This window comes from Fictibacillus sp. BK138 (genome assembly GCF_004216955.1).
Taxonomy (GTDB): domain Bacteria; phylum Bacillota; class Bacilli; order Bacillales; family Fictibacillaceae; genus Fictibacillus.
The window spans coordinates 1,577,413-1,597,302 of record NZ_SGXL01000001.1; the positions used below are offsets into that span (position 1 = coordinate 1,577,413).

Here is a 19,890-nt window from a genome sequence, read left to right on the forward strand (position 1 = left end):
TGGATGCGTTCTGCAGGGAATTCTGCTTGGAGCGCCGTATAGAGTTCACCGCCTGAAACAACAAGAGCACTGAGGAATTAGAATTCGCACTTACAGCAGGTGTAGGGTGTATAGTAGTAGACAATTTTTATGAAATAAACCTGTTAAAGATGCTTTGCAGAAAACTAAATAAGAAAGTCAAAATTTTATTGCGTCTTACTCCTGGCATTGAAGCACATACACATGATTACATCATAACCGGCCAGGAAGATTCTAAATTTGGTTTTGACCTAGGGAGCGGGCAAGCAGATAAAGCTTTGCAAGAAGTCCTGAATTCTGAGTTTTTCGAGGTTCTCGGTATACATTGTCACATAGGTTCTCAAATCTTCGAAACGGAAGGTTTTACTTTAGCCATTGATAAGCTTTTTAGTCACTTTAAGAGTTGGGAAGAGGACTTTCAATATTTTCCTCGCGTCGTGAATCTTGGCGGGGGTTTTGGAATCCAATATACTTCTGATGACACTCCTCTTGAGCCAGAGCAATATGTTATGGCTATGATCGATGAAGTTAATCGTAAAATGGCTCATTTCGACGGAAAATCAATGCCAGAACTATGGATCGAACCAGGAAGATCACTCGTTGGAGATGCGGGGACAACGATCTATTCGATCGGCTCTCAAAAAGAGATTGAAGGTGTAAGACATTATGTTTCTGTTGATGGGGGTATGACAGATAATATCCGTCCAGCTCTATATCAGGCCAAATATGACGCATATACAGCAAACAAGATGAACGATAAGCCTGTCCAAACAGTATCCATTGCAGGAAAGTGCTGTGAGAGCGGAGATATGCTGATTTGGGATCTGGAGCTGCCTGAAGTAACGGATCAAGATTATCTTGCTGTGTCTTGTACAGGAGCATATGGTTACAGTATGGCCAACAATTATAATCGGATTCAGCGGCCTGCTGTAGTATTTGTAGAAAATGGTGAGGGTCAGCTTGTTGTTAAGCGAGAAACTTATGCAGACTTAATCAGACAAGATCTACCTCTTGAATCAAAGGTTTTTGTGTAAATTAGTTTACGAGGCTTTCATTTAACCGTACAATGGTAGGTGAATGAAACATAAGGAGGCCTATTTTAATGAAAAAAGGTTCAATCGAATTTGAAAATGGCGAAAAGATTTTATTTGATCTATATCAAGAAGAAGCACCTGGAACTGTTGAGAACTTTGAAAAGCTTGCAAACGAAGGATTTTATAACGGAGTAACTTTCCACCGTGTAATTCCTGGTTTCGTAGCACAAGGTGGAGATCCAACTGGAACTGGCGCAGGCGGTCCTGGATACTCAATTCCTTGTGAAACAGAAGGGAATCCTCATAAACATGTAGCAGGATCTCTGTCTATGGCTCACGCTGGCCGTGACACTGGTGGAAGCCAGTTCTTTATCGTACACGAGCCTCAGCCGCATTTGAATGGCGTACACACAGTTTTCGGACAAGTTACTGAAGGAATGGACACTGTTTTGCGCATTAAACAAGGCGATGTAATGAAAGAAGTTAAAGTTTGGGAAGAGTAATATGAAGCAGCCCCGGGTATCCGGGGTTTTTTTTGTTTTCAAAAGGTATAACTGGCGATGAGAGAAGGATCAGCAATTATTCTTAAGTAACGTTTGACGTCATTTTGTCGAATTTTCTATAAATTATTTATTACCGTGCATAAAAAAGCGATTACTGTGAAATAAATTTGATCTACCGTGCTTAAAAATTATTTACCGCTTATGAATCCATATGCGGGATGAAATCATAAAAAACTCTTGCAAGCATACAAACAGGCAAGAGTTTTAGGCAATTTCTTTTTAATCAAATCTTTTTTTGTGAAGTTTTTGCTTTTTTCTTTCTTCAATTACAGAGGTTCTGTCTCTTAATCTATGCTTGTGAACTATATTCTCACCTGGATTGTGGTTGATGCACCAACCACTTTCAGTTTTCGCTGTTTTTAACAAACATACTCTTAATAATTCGGATGTTAAGGGCAGTGAGATCGGCTGGAACTTTTTTTGTTGTTCAATCTCACGTTTCCGATCCTCAACTACATGAAAAAACGGTTCGATCTCAACACCTAATGCTATCAATGCTGTTTTTTCTGTGTAAAGTTTTTCAATTCCGCTTGTTATCATTCTTTTTGCACCGTTCATATTACCGCGTCTTTGGTGGTAGAGAGCTACAGCGATCTGGATGAGTCCCGGCCAAAGGTTGCCCTTCATTCCTTCGTTCTTCCAATGCTCTTCGAGTACTTCATGACACTCAAAATAGTCTTGGTCAGTATGGAAATAGATCAAATAATCAATCCAAGCTTTTGGATAATTCAACTTGTGCCCACACCCCTTTGTTTTTACGCATTTAGTTTACCACAGGCTACTGACTAATAAAAATACAGCTTCTGTATGTTGAAAATATGATATAATTTTATAATACAAAAAACGTTGATAAAACTGGGGAAATGTTATGCAATATAGTGTGAAGCTTGATGGATTTGAAGGTCCGCTTGATTTGCTGCTTCATTTAATTCAAACATACGAAGTAGATATTTATGATATACCTGTAGCAATAATTACTGAGCAATACTTGCAATATATACATACGATGAAAGAGCTCAAACTGGATGTCGCCAGTGAATATTTAGTCATGGCTGCAACTTTGCTTGCGATTAAAAGCAAGATGCTTTTGCCGAAGCATGAAGATGATTTTCTAGATCAGCAGATGGAATTGGACGTTGAAGAAGATCCGAGAGATGAATTGGTGAGAAGATTAATCGAATACCGAAAATATAAGTTTGCAGCAGATGAATTAAAAGAAAGAGAAGCTGCAAGAAGCTTAGTTTATACAAGAGAACCGCTAGATCTAAGTCGGTTCGAAAAAGAAGAAACTGCCCAGCAGGTAACGAATGTAACGCTCTATGACATGCTGCAGGCTATGCAGAGAGTCTTTCAGGAAAAAGTGACTCGTGCACCAAGGCAAACAACGATTGAACGCCAGGAAATACCGATAGAAACAAGAATGGATCAGATTAAACAGACACTCCTTTCAGTCGGGGGCAGAAGACGTTTTACAGATCTTTTTGAAAAAAGTTCAAAAGAACATGTTGTTGTTACATTTCTGGCTATCTTGGAATTAATGAAGGTGAAAAGTATTAACTGTGAGCAGCAAGACCATTTTAGTGAAATTTATATTACCATGATAGAGGAGTAAAAGGATTTGGAACGAAATGAAATAAAAGCGGTTATTGAAGGTTTGCTCTTTGTCAGCGGAGATGAAGGTATCGACCGAAAACAAATTGCACAAGTGCTTGAGAAAGAAAGCAAAGACATAGATGAGATTATTAATGAGCTGAAAGAAAGCTACCTTTCAGCTGACAGAGGTATGACGATCGTCGAATACGCAGGATCACTTCAATTCGTGACGAAACCAGATCATGCTGTTTATTACGAGCGTCTTGTTGAAACCCCTGGTCACTCCACCCTCTCACAAGCGGCTCTTGAGACTTTAGCGATTATTGCCTATAAACAGCCTATTACTAGATCAGAGATCGAAGAAGTCAGAGGGGTTAAAACAGAAAAGCCTCTTCAGACTTTGTCTGCAAAAGGGCTAGTAAAAGAAGTGGGAAGAGCAGAAGGAACTGGGAGAGCGATTTTGTACGGGACTACCAAAGCGTTCTTAGATCATTTCGGTCTGCAGACGATTAAAGAACTGCCTCCTCTCCCTGAAAACATTCAAGAGGAAAATGTGGAACAGGAAGCAGATCTATTCTTTTCAAAGTTTCAGGAATCTATATCTTTTGAAGATAACTAATTAAGGGGGAAGCTGTTTTGCTGATTCATCATATTGATGGTATTGAATTAGAAAAAGAGAAACCGAATACATCAGAGGATTTTTTTAACCGATCAGAAGCAACTTACGAAATAAATGGTGTTAGACATACATTTCATCTTCTCTATGTACGTTACTTTGAAGAAAAACTTGAAGATGAATTAACACAGCATGATTTCTGGAAGCAGTATCTTCAAAAATATAAAATTCGTGAAATAGCAGCATTAACAGCACTCAGCAAGAATGAATCATATATGAAAAGAAAAAGAGTTTATATCAATGAATATGAAGATTTTAAGAGTCTTTTTATGAATCCTGATGAAAAAACATTAACAACTCTTCTAAAGTCATTTGAATAATTGTATTGAGCAGCCAAGTACTTGGCTGTTTTTTTATTTGGCTAGTTCTGAAATATGGTTCCTTTGAATATGAAGCCCATACACCGCGAAGCGATAGGGAGGCTCACCGTACGTTCCGCGGAAAACGAGCATCCTGGAGCGGAAATCAACATCTACTAATAGCAACGATGTTTACGAAGACAGCCTTTTATTTCTTAATCGATCTGTTTTAAATAAAGGGTTAAGGGTAAATTATAAAAAAGTATAACGAGTTGAAGGAGAGAAATCTTTTGCCCAGAATAGCAGCAGTCGAAACCGTTAATCCTCCGCATAAACTTTCGCAAAAAGAAACGATGGAATTTGCAAGGAACTTATTTCAGGATGCCTTTTCCGATATTGAACGATTATTAAAAGTTTTTCAAAATGGTGAGATTTCATCTAGATATTTTGTAATGCCAATTGAATGGTTTAAAGAAAAAAGAAGTTTTCAGGAAAAAAATGATTTATACATAGACTTTGCTACGAATCTCGGAGCAGAGTGCATACAAAAATGCATGGGGCACGCAGACAGACCCATAATTCCTTATGAAAATATTGACGCAATCTTTTTTATTTCTAGTTCAGGTTTATCTACACCAAGTATTGAAGCCAGGATCATGAATATGCTTCCGTTTTCCTCTCATACAAAACGAATACCTATTTGGGGCTTAGGGTGTGCAGGTGGTGCGTCCGGCTTTTCAAGAGCTTTTGATTATTGTAAGGCATATCCAAAGTCAAACGTTCTCGTATTGAGTGTTGAATTATGCAGCCTGACTTTTCAGCATGAGGATTTTTCTAAAAGCAATCTTGTAGGGACTTCCCTTTTTGCAGATGGAGTTGCTTGTGCACTTATATGCGGTGACGAATCAGACATAGGGAAATCTTCAGAACTAAAGCCATATATTTTAGATACAATGTCCACATTAAAACCTCATTCAGAAGATGTGATGGGATGGGAGGTAAAAGATACTGGTCTTTATGTCGTGTTTTCTCGTGATATACCAAATGTGATCCGTACCTGGCTAAAGCCGAACGTTGATGAGTTCCTAGACCGAAATCAACTAACCGGAGAACAGATTAAAAATTTTATAGCCCATCCAGGAGGTAAGAAAGTCCTTCAGGCATATGTTGATGCTCTGGGCCTTCCTCTTTCCAAAACTGATATTTCAAGAGATGTGCTTATGTCAAATGGCAACATGTCTTCTGCTACTGTCTTTTATGTACTAAAACAATTTATGGCGATAGAACAGAATGAAGGAGATTTAGGCATTATGGCAGCGCTTGGCCCTGGTTTCTCATCAGAGCTCTTGTTAGTAGAATGGAGGAAATAACGGTGAATTGGTTTCTCGTTTTTTGGGTTTTTTTAATAATCCAGAGACTGGCAGAAGTGAAAATCGCTAAAAAGAACGAAGAAACTCTCTTAGCCAAGGGAGCAGTGGAAGCTGGGAGCAGCCACTATAAATGGATGGTAACTATGCATGTCTCATTCTTTTTCTTTTTATTTGCTGAAGTAATGGTCTTTGGGGCTTTTTCTCCTTCATGGTGGATGATTCCATTCATATTGTTCTTAATTGCCCAAGTAATTCGTGTTTGGGCGATCACCTCATTGGGAGTTTTCTGGAATACAAAAATCATTCTGCTTCCAGGTGCTGAAGTTGTAGCGAAAGGACCCTATCGTTTTATAAGACACCCTAATTACTTAGTCGTATCCTTAGAGCTTTTAGTCATTCCTCTTATTTTTGGAGCTTATGTTACTGCATTTCTTTTTACAATATTAAATATTCTGATGCTCCGTGTTCGAATACCAGCAGAAGAAAAAGCATTAATGGAACTCACTGATTATGAGAATAGACACGGTGAAAAACAACGTTTCTTTCCTAGTCAATAATACAGCGGAAGTAAATCCCATTCATAACCTGTCCTTGTTTGCATAAACTTTTACAAAACACCTAAAGGGCGGGATTTCGAATGAAACATATCATTTCACCTCTTATTTATATTGTAATATGCTCGCTTATCCTTGCAGTTTTCCCGCAAGAAGCAAAAGCTGAACCTGGTGTATCAGCAAAAGCGGCTGTACTGATGGAACAATCATCAGGAAGGGTTTTATATGGGCGGAATGAACATCGTCCCATGAGAATCGCGAGTATAACAAAAATAATGACAGCTATCCTTGCCATTGAGTCAGGAAAAATGCAGGATACTGTAACCATAACTGAACATGCTGCAAAAACAGAGGGATCATCTCTCTATTTAAAACCTGGTGAGAAAATCCCATTAACTGACCTGGTGTACGGATTGATGCTGAGGTCAGGAAATGATTCTGCTGTTGCGATCGCAGAACACGTAGGCGGAAGTTTAGATGGATTTGCCTATCTTATGAATCAGAAAGCAGAAGAAATAGGAATGAAACATACTCGCTTTCGAAATCCTCATGGTCTTGATACACACGAAGATCACTATTCGACCGCCTATGATATGGCACTTCTGACTAAGTATGCTATGACCAACGATATGTTTAAAGATATTTCAGCAACGAAGGTATACCGTTCTGAGCAAACGGGAGAAAAGTGGGACAGAGTGTGGCGTAACAAAAATAAAATGTTGAAGCTTTATGAGAATTCCACTGGAGGAAAAACGGGCTATACAAAACGCGCAAAAAGAACTCTGGTTTCAACCGCAGAGAAAGATGGAATGGAGCTTATCGCAGTTACTTTGAATGATCCTGACGACTGGGAAGATCACAGAAATATGTTCGAGTGGGGATTTCACTCCTTTCAAATGACCGAGCTAATAAAAGAAGGGAAAGTATCCGGTATTAAAGATAAAGGATATAAAGGGAAGGTTGAGGCAAACCGTACTTTTTCTTATCCGTTGATGAAAGAAGAGATTAAACAGATCTCTTCTTCCATTCATTTATATAAATTGCCCAAATCTGGTGAATGGAAAGAAGAAGATATTCCAAAACCAGTAGGTAGATATTTTATAGATTTAAATGATTTAAGAATAGCAGATTTACCCCTTTATTATGATGGAAAAGCCTTAATAAAACCTCATAAAGATGGCATCTGGACAATATTCAAAGACATGCTGAACCAGCTTTTCTTTGCTGCAAGGGAGCACAATGGCTCATGGTGAATTACATTTGGGTCGGAATGATGGTGATTGGATTTGTTGTTGCAGCTATTAACGGAAATATGGATAAGGTAAATGAAGCCATTTTCACGAGTGCGAAAGAAGCTGTAACTCTAAGTTTTGCTATGATAAGTATTCTTGTCTTTTGGCTTGGGATTATGAAAATAGCAGAAAAAGGGGGATTGTTAGAAGTTCTTGCGTACCTTTTTCGTCCAATTGTCAAATGGCTTTTTCCTGATATCCCAAAAGATCATCCAGCGCAAGGGTACATTCTTTCTAATATGGCCGCGAACTTGCTAGGACTTGGAAACGCAGCCACTCCAATGGGTATAAAAGCAATGGAACAGCTTAAGATTCTTAATGGCGGAAAGAACGAAGCAAGTCGTTCTATGATCACTTTGCTGGCGATTAATACATCAAGCATCACATTAATTCCTACCACAATCATCGCAATAAGAATGAGCTATAACTCTCAATCTCCGACTGATATCGTTGCACCGACACTTTTAGCGACAGCTGTTGCAACGGTTGGAGCCATCCTGATCGACAGGTATTACTATTACCGCTCTTTGCAAAAGGGAGGTAAATAGATGAATTTTGTTCAATCTTTCTCGATTTGGTTCATTCCTCTACTCATTGGCTTTATATTGATCTATGGAACCTATAAGAAAGTCCCAACCTATGAAACGTTTGTTGAAGGAGGGAAAGAAGGGTTCTCTATTGCGATTAATATTATTCCGTTCTTAGTCGGTATGCTAGTGGCTATATCTGTTTTCAGAGCATCAGGAGCATTGGATTATGTAATGCTTGCTATGCGTCCCATATTTTCATTGTTTCATATACCAGCAGAAGTCGTTCCGCTCGGTTTGATGAGAACAATTTCCGGGACAGGGGCACTTGGTATGACTTCTGATCTTATAGCAACTCATGGACCAGACTCCTTTATTGGAAGGTTGGCTTCCACGATACAAGGAAGTACAGATACGACATTTTACGTATTGACAGTATATTTTGGAGCGGTCGGTATTAAAAAGATGAAATATGCTTTAAAGGTTGGTCTTTTAGCAGACTTAATCGGATTTCTAGCATCCATCGCTGCAATTTCACTTCTTTTTTACTCATAAAACGAACAAAAAGAGCCATTTCGGCTCTTTTTTACGTTTAACGTGGTTGAGTATTACGAATAATGAAGGTATGATGAGACATGAGGTGAAATCATGGAACGATTGCAAAAAGTGATTGCTCAGAGCGGTATAACTTCCCGAAGAAAAGCAGAGGAATTAATCCGTGAAGGCAAAGTGAAAGTGAATGGAAATGTTGTGACCGAACTCGGCACAAAAGTCGGAACAAAAGATAAAATTGAAGTGAACGAAATACAAATTCAACGGGAGCAGCCCGTTTATTTTTTGATGTATAAACCTTCAGGAGTAATAACAGCAGTCTCTGATGATAAAGGACGTAAAACAGTTGCTGATTATTTCAAAGATATCATCGAACAACGAGTATTTCCGGTTGGCAGATTAGACTACGACACTACAGGTGTCCTTATCATGACCAATGACGGAGAATTTGCGAATGTGCTGATGCATCCACGTTACCAGTTGGATAAAGTTTACATTGCTAAAGTGAAAGGAATTCCTCCAAGAGAAAAGATTAAGCAGCTTGAAAGAGGAATTCGACTAGAAGATGGTATGACTGCACCTGCGAAAGTGAAGGTTACATCCATCGATAAGAAAAAAGGAACTGCCATCGTAGAATTAACGATTCATGAAGGAAAGAACCGGCAGGTCAAGCGAATGCTAGAAGCAATCGGTTGTCCAGTAATGAAGCTGAAGCGCGAAAGATACGGCTTTCTTGATCTTAGAGGACTTAATCCAGGTGAGTTTAGAGAATTAACTCCACATGAAATAAAGCAGCTAAGAAACATGGCTGTCACACAAACGTCAAAAAAAAGCCGTAGATAGGCTTTTTTTTCAAGTTATAGTAAAATGGAAGCGGCTAAAAGGAGCGGATAACGTTGAAGAAAAAAAGATTATGGTTTCGCTCTGCTTTGCTTGCCATCTTAGTTATCGCGATCGGTTATACAATCTATAACAGTATCTTTGAAGAAAGTGGTACTTACATAAAAAAGGGAGACAAGGCTCCTAATTTTGTACTTACTGATCTTAATGGCAATCGGGTTGAACTTGAAGATTACCGGGGTAAAGGAGTCTTCTTAAATTTTTGGGGAACATGGTGTAAGCCATGCGAACGGGAAATGCCCTATATGCAAAGGCAATATGAAACCTACAAAGAACAAGGTGTAGAAATTCTTGCTGTAAATGTCAGTGAAACGAATGTATCAGTAAAAAACTTTGCAGATCGTTATCGTTTAACCTTTCCAATACCGATGGATAAACAGAGAGAAGTAACGAAAGCATACGGTATAGGTCCTATTCCAACAACGATTCTAATTGATAAGAACGGAAAAGTGGTAGGACGAACGAGTGAATCACTGTCTGAAAAGAAAATTATTTCCTTTATGGAAAAAATCAAGCCGTAACGGGGTGAAAAGATGCAATCAATAACATGTGAATGCGGGCACTCTAACCCTTACGGTACAAGTCTTTGCCAAGCCTGTGGGAAGCCACTGGATAGCGACGTTGAAGTACTATCGAGCATGCGTTATGAAGGAAGCGCCAGACGATCGCAAACGTATAAAAAAACGTTTGTAGATCATACCTGGAACTTCTTTTCATCTGTAAGAGTTGGAGTGTGGCTGATTATTATCATACTGGTCGCTGCTGCAATAGGGACAATTTTTCCTCAAGAAACGTTTATCCCTCCTAATGTTGATCCTGCGACTCATTATGAAAGCGAATACGGAACACTTGGATTAATCTATTATTTGTTGGGCTTCCATAAACTTTATGGATCATGGTGGTTTATCATTCTCCTTGGTATGTTGGGGCTTTCTATTATTATTGCTAGCCTTGATCGCGGAATACCGCTTTATAAAGCATTAAAGACGCAAAGAGTTACAAGACATGACCAATTTATGAAGAACCAGCGATTGTTCTCGGTAAGTGAAGAAGCAGAGCTAGAAGAGATCAAATATACACTTGAATCATTGCGCTATAAAGTACGTGAAGAAAAAGGCAATCTTTTTGCGGAGAAAGGCCGTTTTTCCCGATGGGGCGCATATGTAAACCATGTTGGATTAATTATCTTCTTAACTGGCGCGATGCTTAGATTCTTCCCAGGAATGTATGTCGATGAAATTCTTTGGGTCCGAGAAGGGGAAAAAGCGTCAATACCAGGTACGAAGAGTGATGACGGACAATATTACTTAGAAAACAAAGAATTTATTCTCGAAATGTATGATAAGGAAGAAAAGAAGTTTAATAGTGCACTAAGTTCAGTAGATGGAGAAGTAGCAAAAAACTATCAGAGCAATGTGACATTGTACAAAACAACGCCTAATCATACAATAGGAGAGGAACCCGAACTAATCAAAGTAAAAGACGGTGAGATTCGGGTAAATGAACCGTTTAAATTTGATTCATTCGCACTCTATCAGACTGATTTTAAGCTGAATGAATTCAGTAAGATGAGTTTTGAATTAGAAGAGAAGGCAACGGGCAAGAAGTTTGGCAAGCTGACAGTTGATCTGCATGAACCTGAGAAAAAGTATGATTTGGGAAATGGCTACAGGGTTGAGATCGAAGAGTATTTTCCAAACTTTATTCTTAATGAGCAAAGCCAGCCTTCAACCGTGAACAATTTACCTGATAATCCTGCTTTTGTATTTTCAATGTATTCTCCTGAAACTCCAAAAGGTGAAAAAGCTTTTGTAGGTATTCAAAAGAACATTGAAGCTGGTGAGAATCAATTTAAAATGTCATTTGCAGGGATCGAGACTAAGGACTTAACGGCATTAACGGTTAGGAAAGACCATACGCTCTGGATTATTGCTCTTGGCGGAGTTATTTTCATGATCGGTGTCACGCAAGGTCTATATTGGAATTATAGAAGAATTTGGATTAAACAGAATCAAGATGGAGTGTGGGCAGCAGCTCACACGAATAAGAACTGGTATGGCTTGAAGAAAGATTTAGATTTCCTTAGTGAAAAAACAAGCTTGATAGCTTTGGTCGATAAGGAATCTGATACTAAATAGGAGTACCGTTCGAGCAGGAGGGTTTAGGATGGCTGAAATTAGCAGTACGCTTTTGTATGGCGCATTCATGATTTATTTATTTTCTACCCTGTTTTTTGCGATGTCTATCTCAGATAAAAAACATGAAAAAGCAGCTCATACAAAAAAATGGGGTAAAATTGGATTCATAACGGCATGTGTTGGATTTGCAGCGCAGCTTGGGTATTTCATTACACGATGGATAGCTAGCGGACATGCTCCAGTAAGTAATCTATTTGAATTTACAACTTTCTTTGGAATGATGATGGTACTTGCATTTATCATCTTATATGCGATCTACCGCACGAATGGCTTAGGTGTTTTTGCGATGCCGGTGGCTTTGCTAGTTATTGCATATGCAAGTATGTTTCCGAAAGATATTTCACCGCTTATTCCAGCTCTGCAAAGTGACTGGCTTAAGATTCATGTTACTACAGCGGCTCTAGGTGAAGGAATATTAGCTATTTCATTCGTTTCAGGATTAATTTATTTAATTCGCACTGTAGACCAATCTGTTTCTTCTAAAAAGACGAAGTGGATCGAGATCGTTCTGTACAGTTTAATAAGTGTAGTAGGTTTCATTATCATTTCCTTGGCTTTCAAAGGCGCAGGTTATGAAGCAAGCTTTGAAATCATGAACGATCAGAACCAGCCGGAAAAGATTGTTTATGATATGCCGGCAATAGCAGGACCAGCAAACGGAGAACAGCTGGATGATTCTTTCGGTCCGCTTTTTTCTACACCATCATGGATGAATGGTGCCAACGCATCAATTAAATTAAACACGTTTATTTGGTCACTTCTTTCAGGAGCAATTTTATATGGATTGTTAAGACTGATTTTAAGAAAAAGAATTGCGGCCGCCCTTCAGCCGAAGGTGAGAATTAATCCTGATCTTCTTGATGAAATCAGTTATCGAGCAGTAGCGATCGGTTTTCCGATATTTACTTTAGGCGCTTTGATATTTGCGATGATATGGGCTCAGGAGGCATGGTCAAGATTCTGGGGCTGGGATCCTAAAGAAGTTTGGGCTTTGATCACTTTCTTGTTCTATGCTGCTTATCTTCATTTAAGATTATCAAGAGGCTGGCATGGCGAGAAGTCTGCTTGGCTTTGCGTATTAGGTTTCTGGATCATTACTTTTAACCTTATCGCGGTAAATCTTGTATTAGTAGGCTTGCACTCATACGCATAATAAGTTTCATAAAAGTCTCTCTTTATAAAAGAGGGGCTTTTTTATAAAGTATGATGGAGAGTATCCTGTTTGTTCCAAGAGGAAGAATTCATGTATGATAGAAACAAGATAGATTTGATAGGAAAAATTTCTCAATGAATTCATGTGGAGGCTTGAAAATGAATACAGAAGCTAAAATATTAGTGGTCGACGATGAAGAACGGATTCGCAAATTATTAACGATGTACCTGGAAAGAGAAAACTACGAAGTACATGAAGCAGAAAATGGAGAAGAAGCTCTTCAAATGGCGGTGTCCATTAATTTTGATCTTATTCTGCTTGATTTGATGCTTCCGGGTATGGACGGTATTGAAGTGTGTGAAAAACTTAGAGAAAAGAAAGCCACCCCAGTAATCATGCTAACAGCAAAAGGTGAAGAGCTGAACAGAATCCAGGGATTTGAAGCTGGAACAGATGATTATATCGCTAAACCATTCAGTCCAAGAGAAGTCATCCTGCGTGTGAAAGCACTCTTAAGAAGATCTTCACCAACAAAGTTCCTTCAAACGGAAACGGTTGCAAAAAATGTGGTTGTGTTCAAGCATCTGACAATCGATCATGACGCTCATCGTGTTACAGCAGGTGGTAAAGAAGTAAACTTAACTCCTAAAGAATATGAGCTGCTGTACTATTTAGCCAAAACACCAGATAAAGTTTATGCCCGTGAGCAGCTATTGAAGGATGTTTGGAATTATGAATTTTTTGGTGATTTAAGAACGGTAGATACGCATGTGAAAAGACTGCGTGAAAAATTAAACAAAGTCTCACCGGATGCTGCTTCTATGATAGCAACAGTTTGGGGAGTTGGATATAAATTTGAGGCGGGAAATGAATGATTTGGAGAAGTGTTGTAGGGAAACTTTCGGTAACCATTCTATTGCTGGTATTAGTCGTACTGACCGTACTGACGATATTGCTTACCCAGTTTTTCGAGAATTTTTATGACAATCAGGCAAGAGAACAATTAACGAAAATGGCAGACAGGCTCGTTCTGATTATGGAGAACGATGAAAATAAAGAAGAAGCCATCAGGATCACAAGTGAAATGGCAGAAGCTTATTCGATGTCCATTATGATCATTGACGAAAATCAAGAATCATTTATCTCCACAAAATCATTTAGTGATGCTCCTTACATTCCTGTTTCTGTTTTTAGTGATAACGAACAGTTATCTTCAGTAGTGGATGAAGAGAAAAAGATTTATATAAACGGAGAATTCCCCATAATTTCGAATGATAACGAATCTGCTCATACTATGATCGTTTACGGTGAACCGTACGAGACAGGTAACGGTAAAGGCGGTGTCTATGTTTATCAATCGATCGAAAATATAACCAAAACTACAAATCATACGAAATATCTTATCTTTTTAGCGGCAGGTATAGCAATTATACTCACGATCATATTTGCTTTCTTTTTATCCACACGAATAACGGCTCCTCTTAGAAAAATGAGAGAAGCAGCTACATCCGTCGCAAAAGGTGAATTTGATATGAAGGTGCCGATCTTAACACATGATGAGATTGGTGAACTGGGAATGACCTTCAACCGTATGGGACGTCAGCTTAAAAATAATATTACAGCGCTAAACCAGGAAAAAGAACAGCTCACAAGCATCTTAAGTTCAATGGCTGATGGTGTTATTACGTTTGACAGGAAGATGAATATTCTTGTTACTAATCCTCCGGCTGACCGCTTCTTACAAGCTTTTTATTATGAATCAGGCATGAAGAGTGAAGTGAAAGGAAATGTTCCGATTGCAGTCACTCAGCTTTTTCAGCAAGTGGTCTCACTTGAAAGCGAGCAGATGACTGAAATTAACATACAGGGCCGTTCATGGGTTATAGTCATGACACCTTTATATGATCACTCGGTAATTCGCGGTGCTGTTGCGGTTTTGCGTGACATGACAGAAGAGCGGCGAATGGATAAATTGCGAGAAGATTTTGTAGCAAACGTTTCACATGAGCTCAAGACACCAATAGCGATGCTTCAGGGATACAGTGAAGCTATTGTGGATGATGTTGCAGAGTCGGAAGAAGAAAAGAAGGAATTAGCAGGCATCATATTAGATGAATCAAAAAGGATGGGAAGGCTTGTTAATGAACTGCTCGATCTTGCCAGGTTAGAAGCAGGGCATATGAAGCTCCATTATACACACTTAGCAATTCCGCCATTTGCTGAACGTATCGTTCGAAAGTTTCAAGGTCCTGCAAAAGACAGAGATATACAGCTGACACTCCATATTTCTGGTAACCATGACGAGATGGAAATAGACCCTGACCGAATTGAGCAAGTTTTAACTAACTTAATTGATAACGCCATTCGTCATACTTCACACGGAGGATTTGTTCGTCTGTCGATAGAATCAAGTGAAAAGGCAGTTAAATTTTCCATTAAAGACAACGGTACAGGAATTAAAGAAGAAGATCTTCCCTTTGTTTTTGAACGTTTTTATAAAGGTGATAAAGCAAGAACAAGAGGAAAATCAGGAGGCACAGGTCTAGGTCTTGCGATCGCCAGGAACATCGTGGAAGCGCATGGCGGCCAAATAAATGTTCATAGTAAAAATAATGAAGGTACGACATTCTCTTTCGTAATACCTCGAACTGTGAAATAAATTATCATTCTTTCCCGATTAATCTTGTTTCATAAGGAACAGCGAACTAGTCAAAAAAATGATTTCACAATTTTCTCCAGTCGGTTATAATTGATTTGTAAAAAGAAAATTTCATAAGTGTTTAAACAGGTGCTGTCCTAATCGGACAAGCATAATAGGGAAAACGGTTAGATTCCGTTGCGGTCCCGCCACTGTAATTGTGAGAAACCTAATTGATCTGCCACTGTGAAAACGGGAAGGCGTTAGGGGACGATGATCAAGAGCCAGGAGACCTGCCTGTTTTGTACATGACATGACCTACGAGGATAGGGGGGTGTTAAAGCAGTGCCATTAAGAGGCCGCTGTTTTCTGCCTGTATACCAAATTATCAATCTCCTTCGTAGTCGAAGGGGATTTTTTTGTTTGGTGAAATGCTGTTTTCGTAATTATTGTTGCAATTGGAAGTGGTTGATTTCCGCTACAGGATGCTCGCTTTCCACGAGGGGTAAGGTGAGCTTGCTAAATCGCCATTAGGAGTCTCCACCTGACCGCTTCATGGAAGTATCCTTGCTCCTGCGTCTACAAGTAAATGCTACCGATGTGAGCTTCCTCGTCGCATGCCTAGCGAGAAGCTTCTCAGGTGGTAGGCACGCACCTTACGCTCCAATCAACTTGCAAATGAAGCGAGAAGGACAACAATCTTTTAGAAAACAGCCTGAAAGAAAAAGATTATCAAAAAGAAAGAGGTAGTATGATGAAAAAATTGATTTTAGTATTTGCAGCATTGATGATGTTAATGGCTGGGTGTGGAACATCTGAGACAAAGAAGGCTTCTGATCAGCCAAAAACAGAAGAAAACAAAAAAGAAGAAGTAACCGTTCAAATTACAAAAGATAATGGCAAAGAGAAAGTTGCAGAAAAGAAAGTAGCCATTACGGAAGAAACTACAATAATGGATGTCATGAAGGATAACTTCAAGATTGAAACTCAGTTTGATGATTCTTTTATCAGCAGTATCGAAGGGATTGCTGGAAATGAACAAGATAAAACTTCATGGTTCTTTTCTGTTAATGGAGAAGAAGCTATGAAAGGTGCAAAAGAAATCACATTGAAACCTGGTGATACTGTTGAATTCGACTTCCACAAGTATGAATAAGCTGACGATCAGGAGAATTACCATCATTGCCTTGCTTGCAGCAATCTTAACTGTAGGACGCATCGCATTTGCAATGATTCCAAACGTTCAGCCGAACACAACGATCTTAATATTAGCATCATTTGTACTTGGTCCTGTTCAAGGTCTTATTCTAGCTATATTAAGCACTTTAACTACAAACCTATTTTTAGGTCATGGCCTGTGGTCTTTCGGACAGATGATCGCTTGGGGAATTATTGCAGTATTAAGCGGTCTGCTCGGAAGATACCGTCACACAATGCCATGGTGGGTCATGAGCCTATATGCAAGTTTCTGCGGCTTTCTGTTCGGCTTCATTATGTCGATAATAATGGGGGGAGTCATTACTCAAAAATTCTGGCCATATTATCTGGCAGGTCTTCCATTTGATATGAACCATGCGATTGGAAATGCCGTATTCTTTGTAGTGCTATACAAACCGCTCCTTTATATTATGGAGAAGCAGCTTAATAACAATTTTAACAAAACTGCCGCCTATTAAGGCGGTTTTTTATTTAGCCGAGAAAAGTTTGCCAGCCATGCATTCTAATTTTAAAAATCGAGTTCAAAAATTTTATTAATTGAATAGGATAGTAAAGTTGATTCTTGAAACTTAGGAGGACAAAATGAGAGACTATCTTAATCGTTTTTTTGCGGTGTTATTTTTAACACTCTGTATCAGTGTGCTCTTTATCGGTGGAAAACTCGGAGCATAAAATGCTTGATTGAGAGAGATATTCGTGGTACATATGGTAAAACGTTTTTAAAAGGAGACCAAAATGCTGACGGATTACCATGCTCATCTCGAAAAAGGTACTTTGACCATTGATTACTTAACGAAATTTGTGGAGACTGCAAAACAAAAAGGAATCGGGGAATTTGGGATATCTGAACACGCTTATCATTTTTATGAAACGAAAAACATTGTTTCGAAACCTTGGATGGAAGAAAGACGCTATTATGCGATGGATGACTACGTAAATCTATTCAAGAAAGCAGAAAAGTTAGATCTAGACGTAAGGATGTCTATTGAAATGGATTATACCCCAGGCAGCCATGAGGAGATGGAATCCTTCCTTTCATCATATCCCTTTGATTATGTGATCGGTTCTGTTCACTGGGTTGACGATTTTGGAATCGATCTTGCTGAATTCAGAAAAGAATGGGATCGAAGGGATCTGTACGAAACATATAAAGCCTACTACGACCAAATCATAACCCTGGCACAATCGAATCTTTTTGATATTGTAGGACATATTGACTTAGTGAAGATTTTTAATCACGTTCCTAAAGATAAGGAATTTTTAATGGAGCAGTATGAGAGGGTAACAGATGCATTAAAAAATTCAAAAACCTGTGTGGAGATTTCTTCAGCAGGTTTGCGTAAACCTGTCGGGAGGTTATACCCCGAACCTGAACTCCTTTCACTATGTTATAAAAAAGGTATACCTATCGTATTATCTTCTGATGCTCATGAGCCTCACCAAGTTGGGGAAAACTATGAATCTTCCATAGCGCTTGCAAAAAAGACAGGATATACAACTCTTATGACTTTTAAGGATGGAGTACGGAAGGAAGTTGAATTGGGATAGTAAAAAAACTTGGCTCGTCAGAGCCAAGTTTTTTAATGGGTAATTTACAAGTCCAGCGGTTTACAGACGAGCAGATCGTCAATGCTGACTAGTTCTTTTTGAATCTCTTCAGGCAGCTGAGTATCAAATGTTAAGACCATCATTGCTTCACCACCAGCTGATTTTCTTCCTACATGCATCGTCGCAATGTTTATTTTTCTTTCCCCTAGAAAGGCACCAACTTTTCCTATAATGCCAGGTGTATCACGATGTTCAATATATAGCAGTGATCCTTGTGGGACAAAATCTACTGTATATCCATTCAGTTGAATTATGCGACCGCCGAACCCTTTAACTAAAGTAGCGGATAGTGTGAAATTCCTGTTTTGCCCAGTAACTTTAACATGAATAATGTTTGGGTAGCCATAATCATCTGTACCTCGTTTTTCACCTACTACAATTCCGCGTTCGTTGGCAGCCACCATACTGTTAACATCGTTTACAGGCCTGTCGAGTCTCGTTTTTAGGAACCCGCAAAGAAAGCTTCTGGTCAGTGATGTCGTATCTGTTTCAGAGAGTGATCCTCCATAACCGATGGAAATTTCGGTGACTGGTTCTTTAAAAAATTGTGTGGTAAATGATCCGAGTACATGTGAGAAGTCATAATAGGCGATAAGTTTTTCATACGTGTCTTTAGATAATGACGGGAAGTTTACAGCATGTTTTAAAGGTTTGTTTAATATAAACGACTTAATCTCATCGCTCGCCATATAAGCTACATTTTTTTGAGCTTGTATGGTTGAAGCGGCAATATGGGGAGTGACGATAACATTAGGATGATCAATCAATGAACGATTAACTGGAGGCTCTTGTTCAAATACATCCAGTGCACAGCCTGATAGGTGGCCGGTGTTCAGATGGTGCAAGAGAGCTTCTTCATCAATGATCCCTCCTCGGGCACAATTGAGGATATAAGCGCCTTTTTTAGTGTTTTTAATGTTATCGTGATTTAACAATTTCCGAGTATCTTTAGTTAGCGGGGTATGAACGGTAATAATATCACTTTGTTGAATGAGCGTATCAAGGTCAACAGAAGTAACCGATAATTCTTTTTGTTTATCTAATGAAAAGTAAGGATCAAAAACAAGTACATTCATAGAGAAGCTTTTTGCACGTTTTGCAAGTTCAGAACCGATGCGACCCATTCCGATAATTCCAAGTGTTTTTTGGTAAAGTTCCTGGCCGGTATATTTTTTTCGATTCCATTCACCGAGCTTCACAGATTGATTGGCTTGCGGGATATTACGCACTAAGGACATCATCATTGCCCATGTATGTTCAGCAGTTGAAATCGTGTTGCCTTCAGGAGCATTAACAACCAGGACCCCTTTTTTTGTAGCTGCAGTAAGGTCGATGTTATCTACACCTACACCAGCTCGTGCAATAATTTTTAATCCTGAAAATTTTTCTAAAACAGATTCGGTAATTTTAGTAGCGCTTCTGACCATTATCCCTTCAATCAATTCAGGATCATGGATATCATCGACCTTTCCGAAGATGAGTTCAACACCCTCGAGTTTTACTAAAGGTTCAATTCCATCACTTGTAATGCCATCGCAAATTAATATGGTTGCAGTCACATTTCCACCCCTTGGATTCTTTATAAGTTGCATTAATATTTTGATAATTTAACACATTCTGAATAAGGGTACAACCATGTTTTTTAAGATAGCGGTTTCATAAATCAAAAGAATCTAATTGACAATGAGAATCATCCT

At 38.9% G+C, this 19,890-nt stretch carries 20 protein-coding genes, 1 pseudogene and 1 riboswitch; of the genes and pseudogenes, 19 read left to right on the top strand and 2 right to left on the bottom strand.

Annotated features, from left to right (window positions below; genetic code table 11):
* Window positions 1–56 precede the first annotated feature (56 nt).
* A pseudogene (gene lysA, locus EV282_RS07795) lies at window positions 57–1,052 on the top strand (diaminopimelate decarboxylase); the annotation flags it as partial.
* A 68-nt stretch (window positions 1,053–1,120) separates the two neighbouring features.
* Entirely contained in the window at window positions 1,121–1,555 is a 435-nt protein-coding gene (locus EV282_RS07800) for a peptidylprolyl isomerase (RefSeq protein ID WP_066290613.1), read from the top strand.
* 279 nt (window positions 1,556–1,834) lie between these two features.
* On the opposite strand, the gene EV282_RS07805 is transcribed toward EV282_RS07800, so the two are convergent.
* Window positions 1,835–2,347 carry a DUF309 domain-containing protein gene (locus EV282_RS07805; RefSeq protein WP_130295169.1) on the bottom strand — a complete coding sequence of 171 codons (513 nt, stop codon included), beginning with the start codon at window positions 2,345–2,347 and terminating at the stop codon, window positions 1,835–1,837.
* Between the two features lie 136 nt (window positions 2,348–2,483).
* Between EV282_RS07805 and EV282_RS07810 the strand changes: the two genes are divergently transcribed.
* The 17 genes from EV282_RS07810 to EV282_RS07890 all read left to right on the top strand — a co-directional run bounded on the left by EV282_RS07810 (window position 2,484) and on the right by EV282_RS07890 (window position 18,133).
* Complete coding sequence (locus EV282_RS07810; protein WP_130295171.1) at window positions 2,484–3,227, top strand: segregation/condensation protein A; 744 nt, start codon at window positions 2,484–2,486, stop codon at window positions 3,225–3,227.
* 6 nt (window positions 3,228–3,233) lie between these two features.
* A complete protein-coding gene (scpB, locus tag EV282_RS07815) occupies window positions 3,234–3,827 on the top strand; it encodes an SMC-Scp complex subunit ScpB (protein ID WP_130295173.1) in 594 nt (197 codons plus the stop codon).
* A gap of 17 nt (window positions 3,828–3,844) precedes the next feature.
* Window positions 3,845–4,204 (top strand): hypothetical protein, encoded by a 360-nt coding sequence (locus EV282_RS07820; protein WP_226535021.1) that lies wholly within the window; start codon window positions 3,845–3,847, stop codon window positions 4,202–4,204.
* 269 nt (window positions 4,205–4,473) lie between these two features.
* Window positions 4,474–5,553 carry a type III polyketide synthase gene (locus EV282_RS07825; RefSeq protein WP_130295177.1) on the top strand — a complete coding sequence of 360 codons (1,080 nt, stop codon included), beginning with the start codon at window positions 4,474–4,476 and terminating at the stop codon, window positions 5,551–5,553.
* A gap of 2 nt (window positions 5,554–5,555) precedes the next feature.
* Window positions 5,556–6,110, top strand: a complete 555-nt coding sequence (locus EV282_RS07830; protein WP_319005288.1) for an isoprenylcysteine carboxyl methyltransferase family protein — start codon at window positions 5,556–5,558, stop codon at window positions 6,108–6,110.
* Between the two features lie 80 nt (window positions 6,111–6,190).
* Window positions 6,191–7,360, top strand: a complete 1,170-nt coding sequence (locus EV282_RS07835; RefSeq protein WP_130295180.1) for a D-alanyl-D-alanine carboxypeptidase family protein — start codon at window positions 6,191–6,193, stop codon at window positions 7,358–7,360.
* Complete coding sequence (locus tag EV282_RS07840) at window positions 7,354–7,947, top strand: nucleoside recognition domain-containing protein (RefSeq protein WP_130295182.1); 594 nt, start codon at window positions 7,354–7,356, stop codon at window positions 7,945–7,947. Before EV282_RS07835 ends, EV282_RS07840 begins: the two co-directional genes overlap by 7 nt.
* Window positions 7,948–8,481, top strand: a complete 534-nt coding sequence (locus EV282_RS07845; protein ID WP_130295184.1) for a spore maturation protein — start codon at window positions 7,948–7,950, stop codon at window positions 8,479–8,481.
* Window positions 8,482–8,574: 93 nt separating this feature from the next.
* Window positions 8,575–9,321 carry a pseudouridine synthase gene (locus EV282_RS07850; RefSeq protein WP_066290582.1) on the top strand — a complete coding sequence of 249 codons (747 nt, stop codon included), beginning with the start codon at window positions 8,575–8,577 and terminating at the stop codon, window positions 9,319–9,321.
* A gap of 53 nt (window positions 9,322–9,374) precedes the next feature.
* Complete coding sequence (gene resA / locus EV282_RS07855; RefSeq protein ID WP_130295186.1) at window positions 9,375–9,899, top strand: thiol-disulfide oxidoreductase ResA; 525 nt, start codon at window positions 9,375–9,377, stop codon at window positions 9,897–9,899.
* A gap of 12 nt (window positions 9,900–9,911) precedes the next feature.
* The gene (resB, locus tag EV282_RS07860; protein ID WP_130295188.1) at window positions 9,912–11,516 is read left to right on the top strand and encodes a cytochrome c biogenesis protein ResB; all 1,605 of its coding nucleotides are present in this window, start codon (window positions 9,912–9,914) and stop codon (window positions 11,514–11,516) included.
* Between the two features lie 28 nt (window positions 11,517–11,544).
* Window positions 11,545–12,729 carry a c-type cytochrome biogenesis protein CcsB gene (gene ccsB / locus EV282_RS07865; RefSeq protein WP_130295190.1) on the top strand — a complete coding sequence of 395 codons (1,185 nt, stop codon included), beginning with the start codon at window positions 11,545–11,547 and terminating at the stop codon, window positions 12,727–12,729.
* A 158-nt stretch (window positions 12,730–12,887) separates the two neighbouring features.
* Window positions 12,888–13,604 carry a response regulator transcription factor gene (locus EV282_RS07870; RefSeq protein WP_066290571.1) on the top strand — a complete coding sequence of 239 codons (717 nt, stop codon included), beginning with the start codon at window positions 12,888–12,890 and terminating at the stop codon, window positions 13,602–13,604.
* Complete coding sequence (locus EV282_RS07875) at window positions 13,601–15,388, top strand: ATP-binding protein (RefSeq protein WP_130295192.1); 1,788 nt, start codon at window positions 13,601–13,603, stop codon at window positions 15,386–15,388. The genes EV282_RS07870 and EV282_RS07875 overlap by 4 nt, the downstream gene beginning before the upstream one ends.
* 110 nt (window positions 15,389–15,498) lie before the next feature.
* A riboswitch (cobalamin riboswitch) is annotated at window positions 15,499–15,682 on the top strand.
* A gap of 439 nt (window positions 15,683–16,121) precedes the next feature.
* Complete coding sequence (locus tag EV282_RS07880; RefSeq protein ID WP_165389394.1) at window positions 16,122–16,523, top strand: DUF4430 domain-containing protein; 402 nt, start codon at window positions 16,122–16,124, stop codon at window positions 16,521–16,523.
* A complete protein-coding gene (locus tag EV282_RS07885; RefSeq protein WP_226535018.1) occupies window positions 16,495–17,043 on the top strand; it encodes an ECF transporter S component in 549 nt (182 codons plus the stop codon). The genes EV282_RS07880 and EV282_RS07885 overlap by 29 nt, the downstream gene beginning before the upstream one ends.
* A gap of 277 nt (window positions 17,044–17,320) precedes the next feature.
* Window positions 17,321–18,133, top strand: a complete 813-nt coding sequence (locus EV282_RS07890) for a histidinol-phosphatase (protein ID WP_130295196.1) — start codon at window positions 17,321–17,323, stop codon at window positions 18,131–18,133.
* A gap of 44 nt (window positions 18,134–18,177) precedes the next feature.
* On the opposite strand, the gene serA is transcribed toward EV282_RS07890, so the two are convergent.
* Window positions 18,178–19,752 (bottom strand): phosphoglycerate dehydrogenase, encoded by a 1,575-nt coding sequence (serA, locus tag EV282_RS07895; RefSeq protein WP_242611842.1) that lies wholly within the window; start codon window positions 19,750–19,752, stop codon window positions 18,178–18,180.
* Between the last annotated feature and the right edge of the window lie 138 nt (window positions 19,753–19,890).

Coding starts and splice junctions, on each gene's coding strand:
- EV282_RS07800 (WP_066290613.1), top strand. CDS start 1,121: ATGAAAAAAGGTTCAATCGAATTTGAAAATGGCGAAAAGATTTTATTT.
- EV282_RS07810 (WP_130295171.1), top strand. CDS start 2,484: ATGCAATATAGTGTGAAGCTTGATGGATTTGAAGGTCCGCTTGATTTG.
- EV282_RS07835 (WP_130295180.1), top strand. CDS start 6,191: ATGAAACATATCATTTCACCTCTTATTTATATTGTAATATGCTCGCTT.
- EV282_RS07840 (WP_130295182.1), top strand. CDS start 7,354: ATGGTGAATTACATTTGGGTCGGAATGATGGTGATTGGATTTGTTGTT.
- EV282_RS07845 (WP_130295184.1), top strand. CDS start 7,948: ATGAATTTTGTTCAATCTTTCTCGATTTGGTTCATTCCTCTACTCATT.
- EV282_RS07850 (WP_066290582.1), top strand. CDS start 8,575: ATGGAACGATTGCAAAAAGTGATTGCTCAGAGCGGTATAACTTCCCGA.
- resB (WP_130295188.1), top strand. CDS start 9,912: ATGCAATCAATAACATGTGAATGCGGGCACTCTAACCCTTACGGTACA.
- ccsB (WP_130295190.1), top strand. CDS start 11,545: ATGGCTGAAATTAGCAGTACGCTTTTGTATGGCGCATTCATGATTTAT.
- EV282_RS07870 (WP_066290571.1), top strand. CDS start 12,888: ATGAATACAGAAGCTAAAATATTAGTGGTCGACGATGAAGAACGGATT.
- EV282_RS07875 (WP_130295192.1), top strand. CDS start 13,601: ATGATTTGGAGAAGTGTTGTAGGGAAACTTTCGGTAACCATTCTATTG.
- EV282_RS07880 (WP_165389394.1), top strand. CDS start 16,122: ATGAAAAAATTGATTTTAGTATTTGCAGCATTGATGATGTTAATGGCT.
- EV282_RS07890 (WP_130295196.1), top strand. CDS start 17,321: ATGCTGACGGATTACCATGCTCATCTCGAAAAAGGTACTTTGACCATT.